Origin of the sequence: Pseudoclavibacter sp. VKM Ac-2888 (assembly GCF_015351285.1) — a bacterium.
Taxonomy (GTDB): domain Bacteria; phylum Actinomycetota; class Actinomycetes; order Actinomycetales; family Microbacteriaceae; genus Pseudoclavibacter.
Window position 1 is genome coordinate 1,704,172 of record NZ_JADKSM010000001.1, and the last position, 16,489, is coordinate 1,720,660.

At 68.9% G+C, this 16,489-nt stretch carries 14 protein-coding genes; 4 read left to right on the forward strand and 10 right to left on the reverse strand.

The window, feature by feature from the left end; translation table 11 throughout:
* Positions 1–67: 67 nt before the first annotated feature.
* The 8 genes from ITJ61_RS08195 to ITJ61_RS08230 form a co-directional block, all read right to left on the reverse strand.
* The gene (locus tag ITJ61_RS08195; RefSeq protein ID WP_104242758.1) at positions 68–778 is read right to left on the reverse strand and encodes an ABC transporter ATP-binding protein; all 711 of its coding nucleotides are present in this window, start codon (positions 776–778) and stop codon (positions 68–70) included.
* Positions 775–1,737, reverse strand: a complete 963-nt coding sequence (locus ITJ61_RS08200) for an ABC transporter ATP-binding protein (RefSeq protein WP_194685935.1) — start codon at positions 1,735–1,737, stop codon at positions 775–777. Before ITJ61_RS08200 ends, ITJ61_RS08195 begins: the two co-directional genes overlap by 4 nt.
* Complete coding sequence (locus ITJ61_RS08205; RefSeq protein WP_104242762.1) at positions 1,734–2,864, reverse strand: branched-chain amino acid ABC transporter permease; 1,131 nt, start codon at positions 2,862–2,864, stop codon at positions 1,734–1,736. Before ITJ61_RS08205 ends, ITJ61_RS08200 begins: the two co-directional genes overlap by 4 nt.
* A 4-nt stretch (positions 2,865–2,868) precedes the next feature.
* Positions 2,869–3,759 carry a branched-chain amino acid ABC transporter permease gene (locus ITJ61_RS08210; protein WP_104242764.1) on the reverse strand — a complete coding sequence of 297 codons (891 nt, stop codon included), beginning with the start codon at positions 3,757–3,759 and terminating at the stop codon, positions 2,869–2,871.
* Between the two features lie 57 nt (positions 3,760–3,816).
* Entirely contained in the window at positions 3,817–5,016 is a 1,200-nt protein-coding gene (locus tag ITJ61_RS08215) for a branched-chain amino acid ABC transporter substrate-binding protein (RefSeq protein ID WP_104242766.1), read from the reverse strand.
* A 150-nt stretch (positions 5,017–5,166) separates the two neighbouring features.
* Positions 5,167–5,841: a GntR family transcriptional regulator gene (locus tag ITJ61_RS08220; RefSeq protein ID WP_104242768.1), complete on the reverse strand. Its 675-nt coding sequence runs from the start codon at positions 5,839–5,841 to the stop codon at positions 5,167–5,169.
* Between the two features lie 132 nt (positions 5,842–5,973).
* Entirely contained in the window at positions 5,974–6,516 is a 543-nt protein-coding gene (locus ITJ61_RS08225; RefSeq protein WP_104341460.1) for an EVE domain-containing protein, read from the reverse strand.
* 36 nt (positions 6,517–6,552) lie between these two features.
* On the reverse strand, positions 6,553–7,089 hold the full coding sequence (locus ITJ61_RS08230; protein WP_104242772.1) for a DUF4916 domain-containing protein: 537 nt from the start codon (positions 7,087–7,089) through the stop codon (positions 6,553–6,555).
* A gap of 31 nt (positions 7,090–7,120) precedes the next feature.
* On the opposite strand from ITJ61_RS08230, the gene ITJ61_RS08235 reads away from it, so the two are divergent.
* Positions 7,121–7,819 (forward strand): alpha/beta hydrolase, encoded by a 699-nt coding sequence (locus ITJ61_RS08235; protein ID WP_194685936.1) that lies wholly within the window; start codon positions 7,121–7,123, stop codon positions 7,817–7,819.
* A 13-nt stretch (positions 7,820–7,832) separates the two neighbouring features.
* Here the strand turns inward: ITJ61_RS08235 and ITJ61_RS08240 are convergent, their stop codons facing one another.
* Positions 7,833–8,012, reverse strand: coding sequence for a PspC domain-containing protein (locus ITJ61_RS08240; RefSeq protein WP_068479399.1), 180 nt, complete (start codon positions 8,010–8,012; stop codon positions 7,833–7,835).
* Between the two features lie 126 nt (positions 8,013–8,138).
* Between ITJ61_RS08240 and ITJ61_RS08245 the strand changes: the two genes are divergently transcribed.
* The 3 genes from ITJ61_RS08245 to ITJ61_RS08255 all read left to right on the forward strand — a co-directional run bounded on the left by ITJ61_RS08245 (position 8,139) and on the right by ITJ61_RS08255 (position 14,593).
* Positions 8,139–13,052 (forward strand): DNA glycosylase AlkZ-like family protein, encoded by a 4,914-nt coding sequence (locus ITJ61_RS08245; RefSeq protein WP_194685937.1) that lies wholly within the window; start codon positions 8,139–8,141, stop codon positions 13,050–13,052.
* Between the two features lie 82 nt (positions 13,053–13,134).
* On the forward strand, positions 13,135–13,827 hold the full coding sequence (locus ITJ61_RS08250; protein ID WP_104341462.1) for a pentapeptide repeat-containing protein: 693 nt from the start codon (positions 13,135–13,137) through the stop codon (positions 13,825–13,827).
* On the forward strand, positions 13,814–14,593 hold the full coding sequence (locus ITJ61_RS08255; RefSeq protein ID WP_104242780.1) for a DNA-formamidopyrimidine glycosylase family protein: 780 nt from the start codon (positions 13,814–13,816) through the stop codon (positions 14,591–14,593). The genes ITJ61_RS08250 and ITJ61_RS08255 overlap by 14 nt, the downstream gene beginning before the upstream one ends.
* 398 nt (positions 14,594–14,991) lie before the next feature.
* Here ITJ61_RS08255 and ITJ61_RS08260 read toward each other — a convergent pair whose 3' ends face one another.
* On the reverse strand, positions 14,992–15,870 hold the full coding sequence (locus tag ITJ61_RS08260) for a hypothetical protein (RefSeq protein ID WP_146081208.1): 879 nt from the start codon (positions 15,868–15,870) through the stop codon (positions 14,992–14,994).
* Positions 15,871–16,489 lie beyond the last annotated feature (619 nt).

Genomic DNA, 16,489 nt, shown 5'->3' on the forward strand with positions numbered 1-16,489 from the left:
GGGTGCAAGCCTGGCCCGCCCCTCATCCGGGACGGGCCAGCGGGGGCTACCAGCTCCGCGAGCGCGCTCAGCCCAGGTACGCCTCGATGACCGCCTTGTCCTTCGCCAAGTCGGCAGCGAGGCCCGAGAGCGTCACGCGGCCATGCTCGATGACGTAGGCACGATGCGCCACCTTGAGCGCGGCGCGAGCGTTCTGCTCGACGAGCAGCACAGTGGCACCGCGCTCGTTGATGCGCCCGATGAGCTCCATGACCTGCTTCACGACCAGCGGGGCGAGCCCCATCGACGGCTCGTCGAGCAGCATCAGCTTCGGGCCGCCGACATACGCTCGCGCGATCGCCACCATCTGCTGCTCACCGCCCGACAGGGTGCCGCCCTGCTGAGCGCGTCGCTCGAGGAGCCGCGGCATGAGCTCGTAGCACTCCTCGACACGCTCAGCGACGACCTTCTGGTCCTTCACCTGGTAGCCACCGAGCAGGAGGTTCTCGTGCACCGACATCGTCGAGAAGATGCGCCTGCCCTCAGGCACGTGGATGAGCCCGTCGCGTACGAGGTCCCACGGCTTCGCATTCGAGATGTCCTTGCCGCGCCACATGATCGTCCCGCGCTTCGCTCTGGCCAACCCGGAGAGCATCGTGAGCGTGCTCGTCTTACCCGCGCCGTTGTTGCCGAGCAGCGAGACGACCTCACCCTCGTTGACCTCGATCGACAGCCCACGAAGCGCCTGCACGCGCCCGTAGAAGAGATCCACATCCTTGATCTCGAGCTCGACGCTCATGACCGGTCCCCCTCGTCCACTCGCTGGTTCTCGGGCCCGCCGTCTGGCACGCCCTCGTGCTCGTCCTCAGACTCGTGCTCGTCCTCAGGATCCTCGACGCCGAGGTACGCCTCGATGACCCGAGGGTCGTTCTTGACGTCCGCGGGCAGACCATCGGCGATCTCTCGTCCGAAGTTGAGCACGATCACGCGCTCCGAGATCTCCATCACGAGACCCATGTCGTGCTCGATGAGCACGATTCCGACGCCGAGGTCCCTGATCTTGCGGATCAGTGCGATGAGCTCCTGCTTCTCGTTGTGGTTGAGGCCAGCAGCAGGCTCATCGAGCAGCAGCAGCTTGGGCTGCGTGGCGAGCGCCCGCGCGATCTCCACTCGGCGCTGCTCGCCGTACGGCAGCTGCGACGCCAGCAGCTCGTCGTCGAGCGAGTAGCCGACGAAGTCGAGCCAGCCGCGCGCATCCTCGAGCGCCTGGGCCTCGATTTTCTTGTAGCCGAACGTGTGCAGCATCGTCTGGAACACGTTCTGACGGATGCGCGCGTGCATCGCCGTCTTCACGTTGTCGATGACCGACATGTCCCGGAACATGCGGACGTTCTGGAAGGTGCGGCTCAGCCCGAGGCGCGTGATCGTCGACGGCTGCTTGCGCATGATGCTCTCGCCGTCAAAGGTGATCGAGCCAGACGTCGGCCGATAGAAGCCGGTGATGCAGTTGAACGCACTCGTCTTGCCAGCCCCGTTCGGCCCGATCACCGAGATGATCTCACCCGCGTACGCATCGAACGACGTCCCGTCGACCGCCTTCACGCCGCCGAACTGCAGCCGAAGATCACGGACCGAGAGCAACGGCTCCCCTTGATGCGCCCGCCTGAACTCCTCGGCGACCGCGGTCACCGACTCCGTCTTCGGCACGTCGATGGGCGCCGTGCCGTAGACGTCACCCGTGCCTGAAACCTGGCTCATGCCTGCTCCTTCGAGAGGTCGATGTTGGCGTCGGGCGCCTCGTGCGCCGAGAAGCCGTCCTTCGGAGACGGCGCCTCGCCCTTGGCTCGCGACTTGAGGAACGGCAGGATCGCCGTCGCCGGCCAGATGCCCTGCGGCCGGAAGATCATCATGATCACGAGCAGCACGCCGAACACCAGGAAGCGCCAGTCGGAGAACTCGCGCAGGATCTCGGGCAGCAGCGACACGAGCAGCGCGCCGACGATGACACCCGGGATGGAGCCCATGCCGCCGAGCACGACCGCCATGAGCAGCAGGGCCGAGTTGAGGAACACGAAGGAGGTCGGGCTGATCGCCGTCTGGTGCGCTGCCATCAGCACACCCGCGAGACCGCCGAAGACGGCACCGAGCACGTACGCGCCGAGCTTCGTGGTGTACGTGTTGACGCCCATCGCCTCGGCGGCATCCTCGTCATCCTTGATGGCGCGCCAGGCGCGACCCATCTTGCCCTTGCCCAGCCTCGAAGCGGCGATGATCGCGGCACCACCGGCGATGATGACGCAGAGGAAGTACAGCAGGATCTTGCCGTTGAACTCGATGCCGCCGATCGTGAGGCCGTCCGCGAACGACCAGCCGAAGAACTCGAACGTGTCGATGCCGGAGATGCCGGATGGGCCACCCGTGACCTCGAGATTGTTGGCGGTGAGGCGGATGATCTCACCGAACCCGAGGGTCACGATCGCGAGATAGTCGCTGCGCAGTCGCAGCGTCGGCCCGCCGATGATGAGCCCGGCGAGGATGCACGCGACGATGACGAACGGGACCGTCGCGATGAGGGGCATGTCGAGCAGCGTGTTGAGGACGCCGGCCGTGTACGCACCGACGGCGAAGAAGGCGTAGTAGCCGAGGTCCAGGAGACCGGCGTAGCCGACGACGATGTTGAGGCCCATCGCGAGCATGATGTAGATCATCGCGGAGGTGCCGATGGAGATGACGTACGGCGTCGCGTTGATGAACGGCAGCAGGAACGCGAAGAGGAACAGCACGAGCCCGACGAGGTTCATGAACGTCTTCGGGTTCAGGATGCCCTTGCGCGGCGTGGGCCGCTCGACGGTGGGCGCGGGCGCCTGGAGTCTGATGTCGGTCATGGGATCACATCCGTTCCACGACGCGTGCACCGAGGATGCCGGTCGGTCTGAAGGACAGGAAGAGGATCAGGCACGCGAACGAGAAGACGTCACGCCACTCCCCGCCGAGCCAATGGGTGCCGAACGCCTCGAGCAGACCGAGCACGAGGCCGCCGAGCATGGCGCCGTAGAGGCTGCCGATGCCGCCGATGACGGCCGCCGTGAACGCCTTCAACCCGATGACGAAGCCAGCGAGGAAGTCGATGGTGCCGTAGTAGGCGCCAGCCATGACGCCGGCCGCGCCCGCGAGGGCCGAGCCGATGAAGAAGGTGCGCGAGATGACCTTGTTGACGTTGACGCCCATGAGCTGCGCCGCCGTGGGGTCGAGCGCGATGGCCCGCATCGCGCGGCCGTCTCGGGAACGCATGATGTACGTGTTGAGCGCGAACATGAGCGCCGCCGCGACGAGCATCATGACGATCTGCGGCATCGTGATGCGGCCGCCGAGCAGGTCGAGCGTCTCCCCTTCGAGACGCGTCGGGTAGACCTTGGGGTCCGGGCCGAAGATCTGGCGCACTCCGTACTCGAGGATGAACGACATGCCGACCGCGGTGATGAGCACCGCGAGCCTGGGGCTCGAACGCAGCGGGCGGTAGGCGACCCGCTCGATGGTCACGCCGAGGATGCCCGTGAAGATCATCGCGAGGAGCATGACCAGCAGGATCGACAGGATGCCGCCACCTGCGAGTCCGGAGAACGCCGAGAAGATGGTGAGGCCGGCGAACGCGCCGACCATGTAGACGTCGCCGTGCGCGAAGTTGAGCAGCTTGATGATGCCGTACACCATGCTGTAGCCGAGTGCGACGAGCGCGTAGAAGGATCCGACGAAGAGCCCGTCGATGATGAGTTGAATCACAGTGGTTCCTGACTGCAGAAGCGGGCGGGGAGTTCCCTCCCCGCCCGCCGTGGCTGACTAGCTCTTCAGGTCATCCTCGAGGATGAAGGTGCCGTCGGGTCCGACGGTGACGATGGCGAAGCCGCCCTCGCTGAGCGTTCCCTCATCCGTGAAGGTGAGGGGGCCGGAGAAGATGTCGAAGCCGTCCAGGGCACCGAGCGCCTCGATGACCGCGGGGCCCTCGGTGGTGCCGGCGTCCTCGATCGCCTGGGAGACGACGCGGACGGCGTCGTAGCTCTGCGTCGAGTAGGGTCCTGGCGCTGCGCCGAACTTCTCGGTGTAGGCGTCGATCCACTCGGTTGCACCCTCGAGCATGTCGGGGGTCTGCGTGAACGTGCCGAGCACACCCTCGGAGGCGCTGCCGGCGATCTCAGCGAACTTCGCGTCGACCGAGCCGTCCGCGACCATGATCTTGCCGGTGTAGCCGGCCGATCGCAGCTGCTGGGTGATCAGGCCACCCTCCTGGTAGTAGCCGGTCCAATACATCATGTCGGGGTTCGCCGAGACGACCTTGTTGACGTTGGCCGCGTAGTCGGACTCGCCGGCGTTGACCGACTCCTCGAGCACGACCTCGATGCCGAGTTCCTTCGCCTGCTCGGAGGCCGACTTCGCGAGGTCCGTCGAGTAGTCCGTGTTGTCGTCGACGAGCGCCAGCGTCTTCACGCCCTGCTTCTCGGCGTACTTCAGCATCGCCTGAGCCTGCTGCGTCCCCGTGCCGTTGATGAGGAACACGTTGTCGAGGCCTGCTGCGACGAGCTGGTTCGAGTTGGCGGCCGGGATCACCATGGGGATCTCTGCCGTGTTGAAGATCGGCAGCGTCGGGAGCGTGGCGCCTGAGCAGTAGCCGCCGACCGAGGCGACGACACCGTCGGTGACGAGCTTGTTCGCTGCGGCGGTCGCGCTTGTCGCGTCGCACGCGTCGTCGGCGGTGACCAGCTCCAGCTGCCGGCCGAGGACTCCGCCGGCCTCGTTGAGCTCGTCGATCGCCATCTGGGCGCCGTTCTCCATGTACGGGCCGAAGGCCGATTCCGACCCAGAGAAGGGTGCCGCGAGGCCCAGCTTGATGGGTCCGTCTTCCGACGCGGCGTCTCCGCCTCCGGCGACACCCCCGGAGCATCCGGTGAGGGCGAGTGCGGCCGTGGCGAGCAGAGCTCCTGGGAGGAGCACTCTCTTCCAGATGCCAGCACCCCGAGGGCTGGTGGAACGACGTGCAGTCATGGTGAGTTCCTTCCGAACAGACGTCAGAATCGCCGGACCATCTCCGGTGATGGGATGTCACACATTACTGTTCGGCGGAGGTCGGCAGAAGGCCCTTCCACAGCCTTGAAACAGAGTTGTTACAAAGTGTTTCGCTGTGTGGAGGGTTTGCTAAGCCTCTTCGGGTAGCCCAGCCCACCAGCCGACGACATGGCCGATGTGCCGATGCATGAGCTCCGCAGCCTCATCCGCCTTGCCAGCCTCGAGCAGCACAAGCAGATCCGCGTGCTCACGAGATGAGGCCGTGAGCTCCTGGGAACCGAGCATCTCGGTCAGCCCCGTCAGCCTCGTCTGCCTGCGCAGCGCGGTCACGATCGACACGAGACGCTCATTGCCGGACAACCCGAGGAGCTTCGCGTGGAACTCGATGTCGACCGCCAGGTACAGGGGAAGATCCCCAGCCGCGGACGCCGCGTCGATCTGGGTCGCGAGCTCGCGCAGCTCGGCGCGAGGAGCCTCTGGGAACTCGACGGCCAGCTCGCGCACGATCGGCACCTCGAGCATCTGCCGCACCTCGACGATCTGTCGCAGCTCCTCAACGGAGACGTGCGTCACCCGGAACCCCTTGTTGCGGACGGGCTCCACGAACCCCAGCTTCTCGAGGTTCAGCATCGCCTCCCGCACGGGAGTCGCCGACACCTCGAAGCGAGCCGCGAGCGCTGGAACGGAGACGAGCTCGCCAGCCGCGAGCCCTCCCGAGACGATCGCGGCGGCGACGGAGTCCTCGATGGTGGCGCGCAGGTTCGACTGCTGCGCCGCCGGCTTGAAGTCCAACGCGTCGATCATGGGCACTCCGCTCGTAAGGCTCGCTCTGGTCGGAAAGCGTAAGCACACCTCAGGGGTGTTCATCACTTCCACTCAATAATGTGTCACATGCGTCCGCAAAGCACGGCCTTCGGCGAATCTGTCCGCCGACGCTCAGAAGCGGATTGCGTACGGATCCTCGCCTGGGTCCCGATCTCGCTGCTCCCCGGACGGTTCCGACTGCGCGAGACCGGTCTCACGGATGAGCCCCATCCCGAGCGCACTCGGCTCCGGAGACGGCCGACGGACCGCGTCCTCGAAGATCTCGAAGTCCCGACGAGAGAGCTCGAGCCAGCCCGCGCGCAGCCGCTCACCCCAGTACTTGTCGTTCCGCGTCAGATCCAGCAGATCGCGCAGCGGCCGGATGAGCGCAGGACGCGCCTCACGCATCCACTGCACCTCCCTGCGCCACGGCGACGACCCCCTCCCGCCAGCGCGGTACGGCTCGTCGTCGAGCACGTAGCCCGCCTGCACCACGCTGCGAAGCGGCTCCCCGTCCGGGTTCACCTCGCGCGGACAGTAGAGAGCCACGCCATCGGACACGCGCATCTGCTCGACCCCCTCGAGCGCACCCCACGGTGCCTGCACGAAACCGCCCTCGACCATCGCGAGGGCGCGATCAAAGGGCTGCACGACAAGCCAGTAGCGGATGGCCACGGTCAGATGGTCGAAGGACTGGAGGCTCTGGCGCCCCTAGGGCCAGAGGCCGAGGTGGCCGATCGCGGTGCGAAGCACCTGGCCGCGGCCACCCTCGAGCTCCTCGAGGAGGTCGGGATCGAGTGCCTGCTGCGGAGTCAGCCACGTGATCTCGAGCGCGTCCTGGCGAGGGTTGCATTCCCCGGCGACCGGAACGATGAACTCGAGCGCAACCGCATGCTGACGCGAGTCGAACAGCCCGGAACCGGGCATCGGCGAGAACTCCGCCACCGTGAAGGGGGCGAGCGCCTGCGGCAGAGCCGGGAACGCCATCGTGCCGAGATCCTTCTCCAGGTGCCGAAGGAGGGCGCCCCGAATCGACTCCCCGTACTGCACGCGCCCAGAGACGAACGAGCGCGTCATGACGCCCTCGTTGTCGGCCCGAAGCAGCACGCCGAGGTGCTCGACCTTGCCCGAGGCGTCGACACGCACCGGGATGGCCTCGACATACAGCATCGGCACGCGACGCCGCACGAGCGCGAGCTCGTCGTCGTTCATCCAGCCGGACTCAGGATCAGGAGTGCGCACCGTCATGACCCCATTGTGGACCATGTATGTTTCCCGGGTGAGCACAGCATCCACAGGTATCGATCCCAAGACGCTCCTCTGGCGGGACGGCGACACCGAGACGGCGGCCACGAGCACGCTCCCGCTCGTCGTCGGACTGCACGGCTACGGCGCAGACGGAACGGACATCCTCAGCCTCACCGGGCAGATGCCCAAGGGCTTCAGGTACGTCTCCGTGCCCGCCCCGCACCCGCAGCCGCAGGGCGGCCGCGAGTGGTTCCCGCTGCGCTTCGCCGACCCGATGACGGGCGAGGTCGCGGTCGACGCCGACGCCCAGATCACTCTCGAGCAGGGCGCGAACGACGCTGCGGCAGCCGTCATCTCACTCCTGGACACGCTCGGCGTCCTCGACTCGGGCGCGCCACTCGCGCTGCTCGGCTACTCGCAGGGCGGCATCGTCGCCATGCAGGCGCTCCGTCAGCGACCCGCGGCATTCCGAGGAGCGCTGCTGCTCTCTGGCCTCGTCGCCGTCGGCACCGTTCCGGGGGACGCCGAGCTCGCGGATGCCCGGCCGCCAGTCTTCTGGGGGCGGGGCGACGCCGACACGGTCATCCCCTCGCTCGCGGTCGAGCACACGGCAGCATGGCTCGAGGCCCACGCCGACGCAGAGATCTACGTCGAGGCGGGCCTCGGTCACGCGGTCTCCGAGAAGGAGCTCGTGCGGATGGCGGGGTTCCTCGAGCGTGTGCTCGGGTAGCTCCCCCAGCGCCTTAGTCGTTCGGGATGAGCAACCAGAGCGCCAGGTAGATGATGACCTGCGGGCCCGGGATGAGGACCGACAGGACGGTCAGCAGGCGGACGACAAACGGCGACCAGCCGAATCGCTGCGCGATACCCGCGCAGACTCCGGCGATGACGCGGCCGCTACGGGGGCGAACAAGACGCTTCATGTGAGATCACTCCTTCAGAACGTGGTGCATCCAGCTTCGCGCATGCCGGCTGGATGATCGTCCCCCGGGAGGTTGATCCGGTCCTCCTGGAGGCTGATGTCGGTGGTGTGTGGTTCTGTTGTCGTCATGCCTGAGACGACCGCACTCGACGCGTTCTCCCCCGCGACACGGGAGTGGTTCCGCGGCGCATTCGTGAGCCCGACCGCGGTCCAGGAGGCATCCTGGCGCGAGATCGCCGACGGGCACCACACCCTGGTCGTGGCGCCGACCGGTTCCGGCAAGACACTGAGCGCGTTCCTCTGGGCGATCGACCAGCTCGCGGCCGAGCGCGGCGCCGAGAGCGAGCAGGCGAAGGCCGAGCGGCGCACGCGCGTGGTCTACCTGTCCCCGCTGAAGGCACTCGGCGTCGACGTCGAGCGCAACCTGCACTCGCCGCTCGTCGGCATCACGCAGACCGCCAGGCGGCTCGGCTCGGTGGCACCGGACATCCGCGTCGGGGTGCGCTCAGGAGACACGAGCCCCACCGAGCGCAGACAGCAGCTCCGCAACCCACCCGACATCCTCATCACGACGCCCGAGTCGCTCTATCTCATGCTCACGTCTCAGGCGCGGAAGACGCTCACCGGTGTGACGACGGTCATCATCGACGAGGTGCACGCCGTCGCCTCGAGCAAGCGCGGCGCGCACATGGCCCTCACACTGGAGCGCCTCGACGCGCTCCTCGACAAGCCGGCGCAGCGCATCGGCCTGTCCGCGACGGTTCGGCCCCTCGACGAGATGTCCCGCTTCCTAGCCGGCAACGCACCGGTCAAGGTCGTCGCCCCGCCGAGCACGAAGACGTTCAAGCTCGAGGTGCGAGTTCCCGTCGAAGACCTCAGCGACATCGGCATGACCCGAGCCGGGGCCGCGACTCCGACCTCGGCCGACGCATCCGGAGCCATCGCAGATGCAGACCCGTTCGCGGACTTCGAGGCTGGGGCCGCCGCCGGCTCACTGCGCGACCCCGCAGCCGACGCAGAGGCCTCAGGCTCGGTGTGGCCGCACATCGAGGAGGCCATCGCCGACCTCGTCGAGTCGCACCGCTCCACGATCGTGTTCGTCAACTCGAGGCGCCTCGCCGAACGGCTCACGGCCCGACTCAACGAGATCGCCGACGAGCGCGCGTCGGCCGATGCCCCGGCGGCCGACACGACGGAGGCAGCAGACCCCTACAGCGCCGCAGCCCCCGGCGTGCGCTGGTCCTCCGGCGAGAACAGCGCGAGCCCGAAGGCAGCGCCGCAGCGACCGCCTGCAGTATCCATGGGGCAGGCGGGCCAGTCGTCCGGCGCCCCGCTCTCCTTCGCACGCGCCCACCACGGCTCCGTGTCGAAGGAGTCTCGCGCCGAGGTCGAGAACGCCCTCAAGAGCGGCACCCTCCGCTGCGTCGTCGCCACCTCCAGCCTGGAACTCGGCATCGACATGGGAGACGTCGACCTCGTCGTCCAGGTCGAGTCGCCTCCCTCGGTCGCGAGCGGACTCCAGCGCGTTGGCCGAGCCGGCCACCAGGTCGGCGAGACCTCCGAGGGCACGATCTTCCCCAAGCACCGCGCCGATGTCCTGCACTCCTCCGTGCTCGCATCGCGCATGGTCACCGGACAGATCGAGCGGATGCGGGTGCTCGCCAACCCCCTCGATGTGCTCGCCCAGCAGACGATCGCCGCAGCGGCCATCGAAGACCTCGACGTCGAAGAGTGGTTCGACCTGGTCCGGCGCTCGGCGCCGTTCGCGTCCCTGTCGCGACCCCTCTTCGAGGCGACCCTCGACCTGCTGTCCGGCAAGTACCCATCCGACCAGTTCTCCGAGCTGAGGCCACGCCTCGTCTGGGACCGCGACCAGGGCACCCTCACCGGAAGACCCGGAGCGGCGAGGCTCGCCGTCACCTCTGGAGGGACCATCCCCGACCGGGGCCTCTTCGGGGTGTTCCTCGCCGGTTCCGAAGACGCCGACGCGCAGCGAGGGCCGCGTCGCGTCGGCGAGCTCGACGAGGAGATGGTCTACGAATCGCGCGTCGGCGACATCTTCGCGCTCGGGGCGACCAGCTGGCGCATCGCCGAGATCACCTTCGACCGAGTGCTCGTGACCCCGGCCTACGGCCAGCCGGGACGACTGCCCTTCTGGGTCGGCGACGCGCTCGGGCGACCCTCCGAGCTCGGCCAGGCCATCGGCGCCATCACCAGGGAGATCGCCGCCAAGGGGCAGGTGCCCGATGCACTCGCCGCCCTCATGGACGACAACGCCGTGCAGAACGCCGTCGCCTACGTGCGCGAGCAGCAGGACGCGACCGGCCAGGTCCCGAGCGACCACACGCTCATCGTGGAGCGCACGCGCGACGAGCTCGGCGACTGGCGCATCATCCTGCACTCCCCGTACGGCTCCCCCGTGCACTCGCCGTGGGGGCTCATCGTGGCGGCACGCATCCGTGACCGCTACGGCCTCGACGGCGGAGTCGTCGCAAGCGACGACGGCATCATCGTGCGAATTCCGGAAGGCGACGCCGAACCGCCCGGCGCAGAGCTGTTCGCCCTTGAGGCCGACGAGATCGAGCAGATCGTGGCTCGCGAGGTGGGCGGCTCGGCCCTGTTCGCGTCGCGCTTCCGCGAGGCGGCCGCGCGTGCGCTGCTCCTGCCGCGCCTCAACCCCGGCAAGCGCTCGCCACTCTGGCAGCAGCGACAGAAGGCGGCCCAGCTGCTCGACGTCGCCAAGCAGTATCCGACCTTCCCGATCATCCTGGAGGCCGTGCGCGAAGTCCTGCACGACGTCTACGACCTCGACGCGCTCGTCGACCTCGCGAAGCGCGTCGCCGGCCGCGAGGTGCGCCTCGTCGATGTGACCACCGAGCAGGCGTCGCCCTTCGCGCGGACGCTGCTCTTCGGCTACGTCGGCGCGTTCATGTACGAAGGCGACAGCCCGCTCGCCGAACGACGAGCTGCCGCACTCGCGCTCGACACGAGCCTCCTGGCCGACCTCCTCGGCAGGGTCGAGCTGCGCGAGCTGCTCGATGCGAAGGTCATCTCGAGGCTCGAGGCCGAGCTGCAGCGCACGGCCCCCGACCGCCTCGCGCGCGACGCCGAAGGGGTGGCCGACCTCCTGCGCGTGCTCGGCCCGCTCAGCGTCGACGAGATCGCGGAGCGCCTGCGCGGCGAAGACGTCGGCACCGATGGTGGCGCTGACGGTCACGCTGACGGCGACGGCGACGGCGACGAGCCCACCGACGAGCACGTGCCCACAGCCACCGCCGCCGTCGCCGAAGAGCACGTCTCGGCGCTCGTGACGGCGAAGCGCGCGCTGCGGGTTCGCATCGCGGGGGTCGACCGCATCGCCGCGATCGAGGATGCCAGCCGCCTGCGTGATGCCCTCGGCGTCGCGCTCCCCATCGGCGTCCCCGTCGCGTTCATCGACCCGGTGGATGACCCGGTCGGCGACCTCGTCTCCCGCTACGCCCGCTCGCACGGCCCGTTCTCGGTCGCCGAGGTCGCCGCGCGCTACGGCACGGGCCAGGCGGTCGTGCGCGAGGCGCTCACGAGACTCGAGCTCGCCCGCCGTGTGGTCGAGGGCGAGTTCCGGCCAGACCGCGAAGGCTCGGAGTGGGTCGACGAGACCGTGCTCAAGCGCCTCCGCGCCCGTTCCCTCGCCGCGCTCCGCAGCGAGATAGAGCCCGTCGAGCATTCCGCGTTCGCCCGTTTCCTCCCGGCTTGGCAGCACGTCGGCGGCGAGCTGCGTGGAATCGACGGCCTGATCACCGTCATCGACCAGCTCGCGGGCGTGCCCGTCCCCGCCTCGGCACTCGAGAGCCTCATCCTCCCCGCCAGGGTGCGCGACTACCACCCGAGCATGCTCGATGAGCTCACCACGGCGGGCGAGGTCCTCTGGCGCGGGCATGGCGCGATCGGTTCGAGCGACGGCTGGATCAGCCTGCACCTCGCCGATACGGCGCACCTCACGCTCCCCGACCAGCCGGAGGGCGAACCGGATGCGCGCGGCAGGCACATCCTCGACGCCCTTGCCGGGTCCGGCCCGGGCTTCTTCCCCCAGCTGTCGCGGCACGTGCGGCTCATGCTCGCACCCGAGTCGACCAGCGACCGCGAACTCTCCGACGCCCTCTGGGCGCTCGTCTGGCAGGGACGCGTGACCAACGACACGCTCTCGCCCCTCCGAGCGCTGATCTCCGGCGGTCCCGGCTCCGCGAGCACCTCAGCGCATCGGGCACCGAGCCGAGCCGCACGCGGCAGGCTCTACCGTGGCCGCGTCGCCATGGCGCCGAGCGACTCCGCCGGAAGCCCCACCACCTCCGCCTTCGCCTCCCAGCGGCCAGCGCCCTCGCAGCCCCACACGAGCGGCCGCTGGACCCTCGGCCTGCAGGGCGTGAGCGACGCCACCGAGCGTGGCCTGGCCATCGGCGACCTGCTGCTCGACCGCTACGGCATCGTGACCCGCGGCAGCGTCATGGCGGAGGAGGTCCTCGGCGGGTTCGCGCTCGTCTACCGGGTCCTCGCCCGCTTCGAGGAGTCGGGGAAGGCCAGACGCGGCTACTTCATCGAGAAGCTCGGCGCCGCCCAGTTCTCGACCGTCGGCGCCGTCGACCGCCTCCGCGGCTTCACGCAGGAGCTCGACGCCGAGAAGCAGTTCGAGACGCTCACGCTCGCCGCGACCGACCCCGCCAATCCCTACGGGGCGGCGCTCGCGTGGCCGAGCGACGAGGACTCGCAGACCAAGCACCGACCGGGCAGGAAGGCTGGTGGGCTCGTGACGATGGTCGACGGCGCCCTCGCGCTCTACGTCGAACGCGGCGGCAAGACGCTCCTCACCTTCACCGACTCCGACGACGTCCTGCGGGCGGCAGCGAGGTCCCTCGCCGACACGGTCCGGCGGGCGCGCATCCCGAACCTCGTGATCGAACGGGTCGACGGCACGTTCGTGCTCGAGACCCCCCTCGCGAGCATGCTGCAGGAGGGCGGGTTCTCGCTCACCACCCGCGGCCTGCGCATGCGGCCTGGCCAGTGAGCCACGGCGCGACGCGCATCGAGAGCAAGACAAGACCAGACCAGACCAGACCAGAAGCAGAACCGACAGCAGAGGCGGCACAGTGGCGACAGCACGCGGACGACGAGGAAACAGGGCAGGCGGCACCGAGCCGAGGATCGAGGCGCCGTACCTGCCGGAACTCGACGATGCCAGCGCCGCGGACTTCGCGACGGCGCGGGTGCACGAGCTGCAGCACTTCACCGAGGTGCGTGGCGAGGAGCTCGACGCCGCCGGCGTGACGTTCTCCGAATGCCGCATCGAGGGCCTCACAGCCCGCAGACTCCTCCTGCACTCGGGACGGGTGAGCGAGTGCGTGCTCGAGCGCATCGAGGTGCCGGTCGTCGAAGGGCAGCGCCAGTCGTTCCGGTCCGTGAGCTGGACGGCATCCCGACTCGGCTCCGCGGACCTGCACGAGTCGGACTTCCAGAACGTCGAGTTCCGCGACGACCGGCTCGGCTACGTCAACCTGCGCGGCGCAACCCTCACCGATGTCCGCTTCGCCGACTGCGCGTTCGACGAGATCGACCTCGGGGGTGCGACAGCACGACGTGTGGCCTTCACGGAGAGCCGCACGGGCATCCTCGACGTCACGGGCGCCCGCCTCGAGCACGTCGACTTGCGTGGGCTCGAGTTCTCGACCATCACGGGCCTCGAGGGATTGCGCGGCGTCACCGTCTCCCCGTCGCAGCTCGAGGCGCTCGCACCCCATCTCGCGGCCCACCTCGGCATCGAGGTGCGTGATGCCGGAAGGTGACACCGTCTACCGGGCGGCGACCCGGCTGAACCGCGCCCTTGCGGGCCGCGAGCTGACACGCTTCGAGCTGCGGGTGCCGAAGTACGCGGCTCTCGACCTCACCGGCCTCACCGTCGACGAGGTCGTTCCGCGCGGCAAGCACCTCCTGACCCGCATCGGCCCGCACACCCTGCACACCCACCTCGGGATGGACGGCAGCTGGCAGCTCGTGACAGCGGGCGGGAAGTGGCCCCGTCCGGCGTACCAGGCGAGGGCGGTTCTCGGCACGACTGCCGGCAGCGCCGTCGGCTTCGAGCTCGCCGTCGTGGAGATGCTCGCGAGCGAAGACGAAGCCGATGCCGTCGGGCATCTCGGTCCCGACCTCCTCGGCGACGACTGGGATGCCCAGCTCGCCGTCGCGAACCTGCGCCGAGATCCAGACGCCGAGCTCGCCGGGGCCCTCCTCGAGCAGCGCAACCTCGCGGGTCTCGGGAACGTCTACGTGACGGAGCTGCTCTTCCTGCGCGGCCTGCATCCGCACACCCCGGTGTCCGGCGCCGGCGACCTCGACCGACTGGTCGAGCTTGGCCACAAGCTCATCGTCGCGAACCGCGACCGGGTGGAGCGCACGACGACCGGTGATCTGCGACCGGGCAGGCGAACCTACGTCTACGGCCGATATGGCAAACCGTGTCTGCGCTGTGGGACGCGCATCCAGCGCGGCGTCCAAGGCCGCGAGCGGGTCGCGGCCTGGTGCCCCAGCTGCCAGCCAGCGCCGCCCGCCTGACTCCCGACTCCGCACCCCGCGCCGTCCCCCGCGCTCGCACCCGGCGCCCCGTCCCCTCGCCCCGCGTCCCGCACCGTCCCCGCGTCCCGCACCGTCCCCGCGCCCCGTCCCCGCGCCCCTCGACCGCGCCCCGCACTCAAAGTTGTGGCCCGGTGCGCCACAACCGCTCGCCAACCACACCACGCCACAACTATGCCGCCGCGAACGCCGCAAACAGCGCGTTCGGCGCATTCAGCACCGCCCCGCGCCCCGCGGCCCCATCCCGCACCCGGTTCCCGCGCCAGCAACCCGCAACCCGCACCCAAAGTTGTGGCCCGGTGCTCCACAACCGCTCGCCAACCACTCCACGCCACAACTATGTCGCCACGAACGCCGCAAACAGCGCGTTCCCGGAACCTTCAGCCCCGCCCGAGACGTTCGGCGCGAAGCCGCTTCGCGTAGTCGGTGAAGGCCTGCAGGCCACCGGCAGGCACGAGGTCAGCGACAGTGAGACGCACGTGCCGCATCCCCACGCTCTCGATCTCCCTGCTGCGCGTGATGTCCAGGCGCCACTGGCGCTGACTCGTGCGATGCCCGTCGCCCTCGTAGTCGTATCCGATGCGAGCTTCGCGATCGACGAGGTCGATTCGGGCCACCTGGCGCGCTCCCGACATGAGCGGGACGTTGATGTCTGGTTCCGGATAGCCGGAATCCACCAAGGCGATCCGCGTCGTCGACTCCCAAGGCGACTCGACGCGCTCGCGAATGCGCAGCGTGGCAGACCGCAGCACGGCGGCGCCCGCGCATCCCGACCAGGCATCAGCAATGGCTGCCAGACGATCCCGCGTCGTCAGCGCTTGAGGCCAAGTGCGCCCTGGATAGTTGTCCGCGTCCGAGATGAGGGCGTCGCCGACCTGCACGAGCTCAAGCTCGTCCAGGTGACGGGCGAGGAGACAGTAGGTGAGCTCCGGTGAGGCCACCGGGAGACCCCCAAGACGGCCGAGACTCCAGAAGCGCGGCGGGACGGATCTCGCTGTCACGCCCTTCGCGCGGGGCGGGTTCCTCCCCTTGGGCACGATGACATGGACCAACGCGTCGGCCAGGAGTCTCAACGGAAGGGGCAGTCCGTAGAGACGGGCGGCGGAGACACCGCCGAACGCCTGGTTCGGAGACATGACCGGCCAGTAGCTGCGGTCGAGCTCCTGCATGCGGGCGGCCAAGGCAGCGAACTCGTCACTCGCCCCGCGCACTCCGACGGAGGCCTCGGCAGTCTGCGGTTCCAGCATCGGCTGCGGCACGCGCACTCCGCGGAATGGCCGCGCCTCAGCGCTGTTGCGCAGCCGGGACTTCGAGACACCTGCTGCTCGGGCCTCGGCCACGCTGAATGCCGCGAACCGCAGGTCGAACGGCAACTGAATGCGCGGCTCCCGCCTGCCCGCACGGCCTGCACCGCCCGCTCGGCCCGCTGGGCCCGCACCCGAGATTCCATGCCGGTCAGCATCATCCGCGCCGCCACCTTGTCCCATTGCTCGAACGTAGACGCGTTGCTACCGCCACGACGATCACCGTCGAAAGCTGTGGACAGCTCGGCCAGAGCAAGGTGAAGAACATGGGCATTGTGGCTGAGGCTCACTCCCCCGCCTCCCTCCTCCACCCGGCCCCCACCGCCCCGCCCCGCCCCGGCGCAGAGTTGTGGCCAAGTGCGACCAGACCCGCGCCCGACCGCACTAACCCACAACTCTGCGCCGGGGCGGGGGCGGGGGCGAGGCGTCGCGAGGAGCAGCGCGAACGTCGCGGAGGGCGGACGTCGAAACCAGGAGAAAAGTTGTGGCCAGGTGCAGCCAGACCGGCTGCCTACCGCACTAACCCACAACTCTGCGCCGGGGGCAGGGGCAGGGGCGGGGCGTCGCGAGGAGC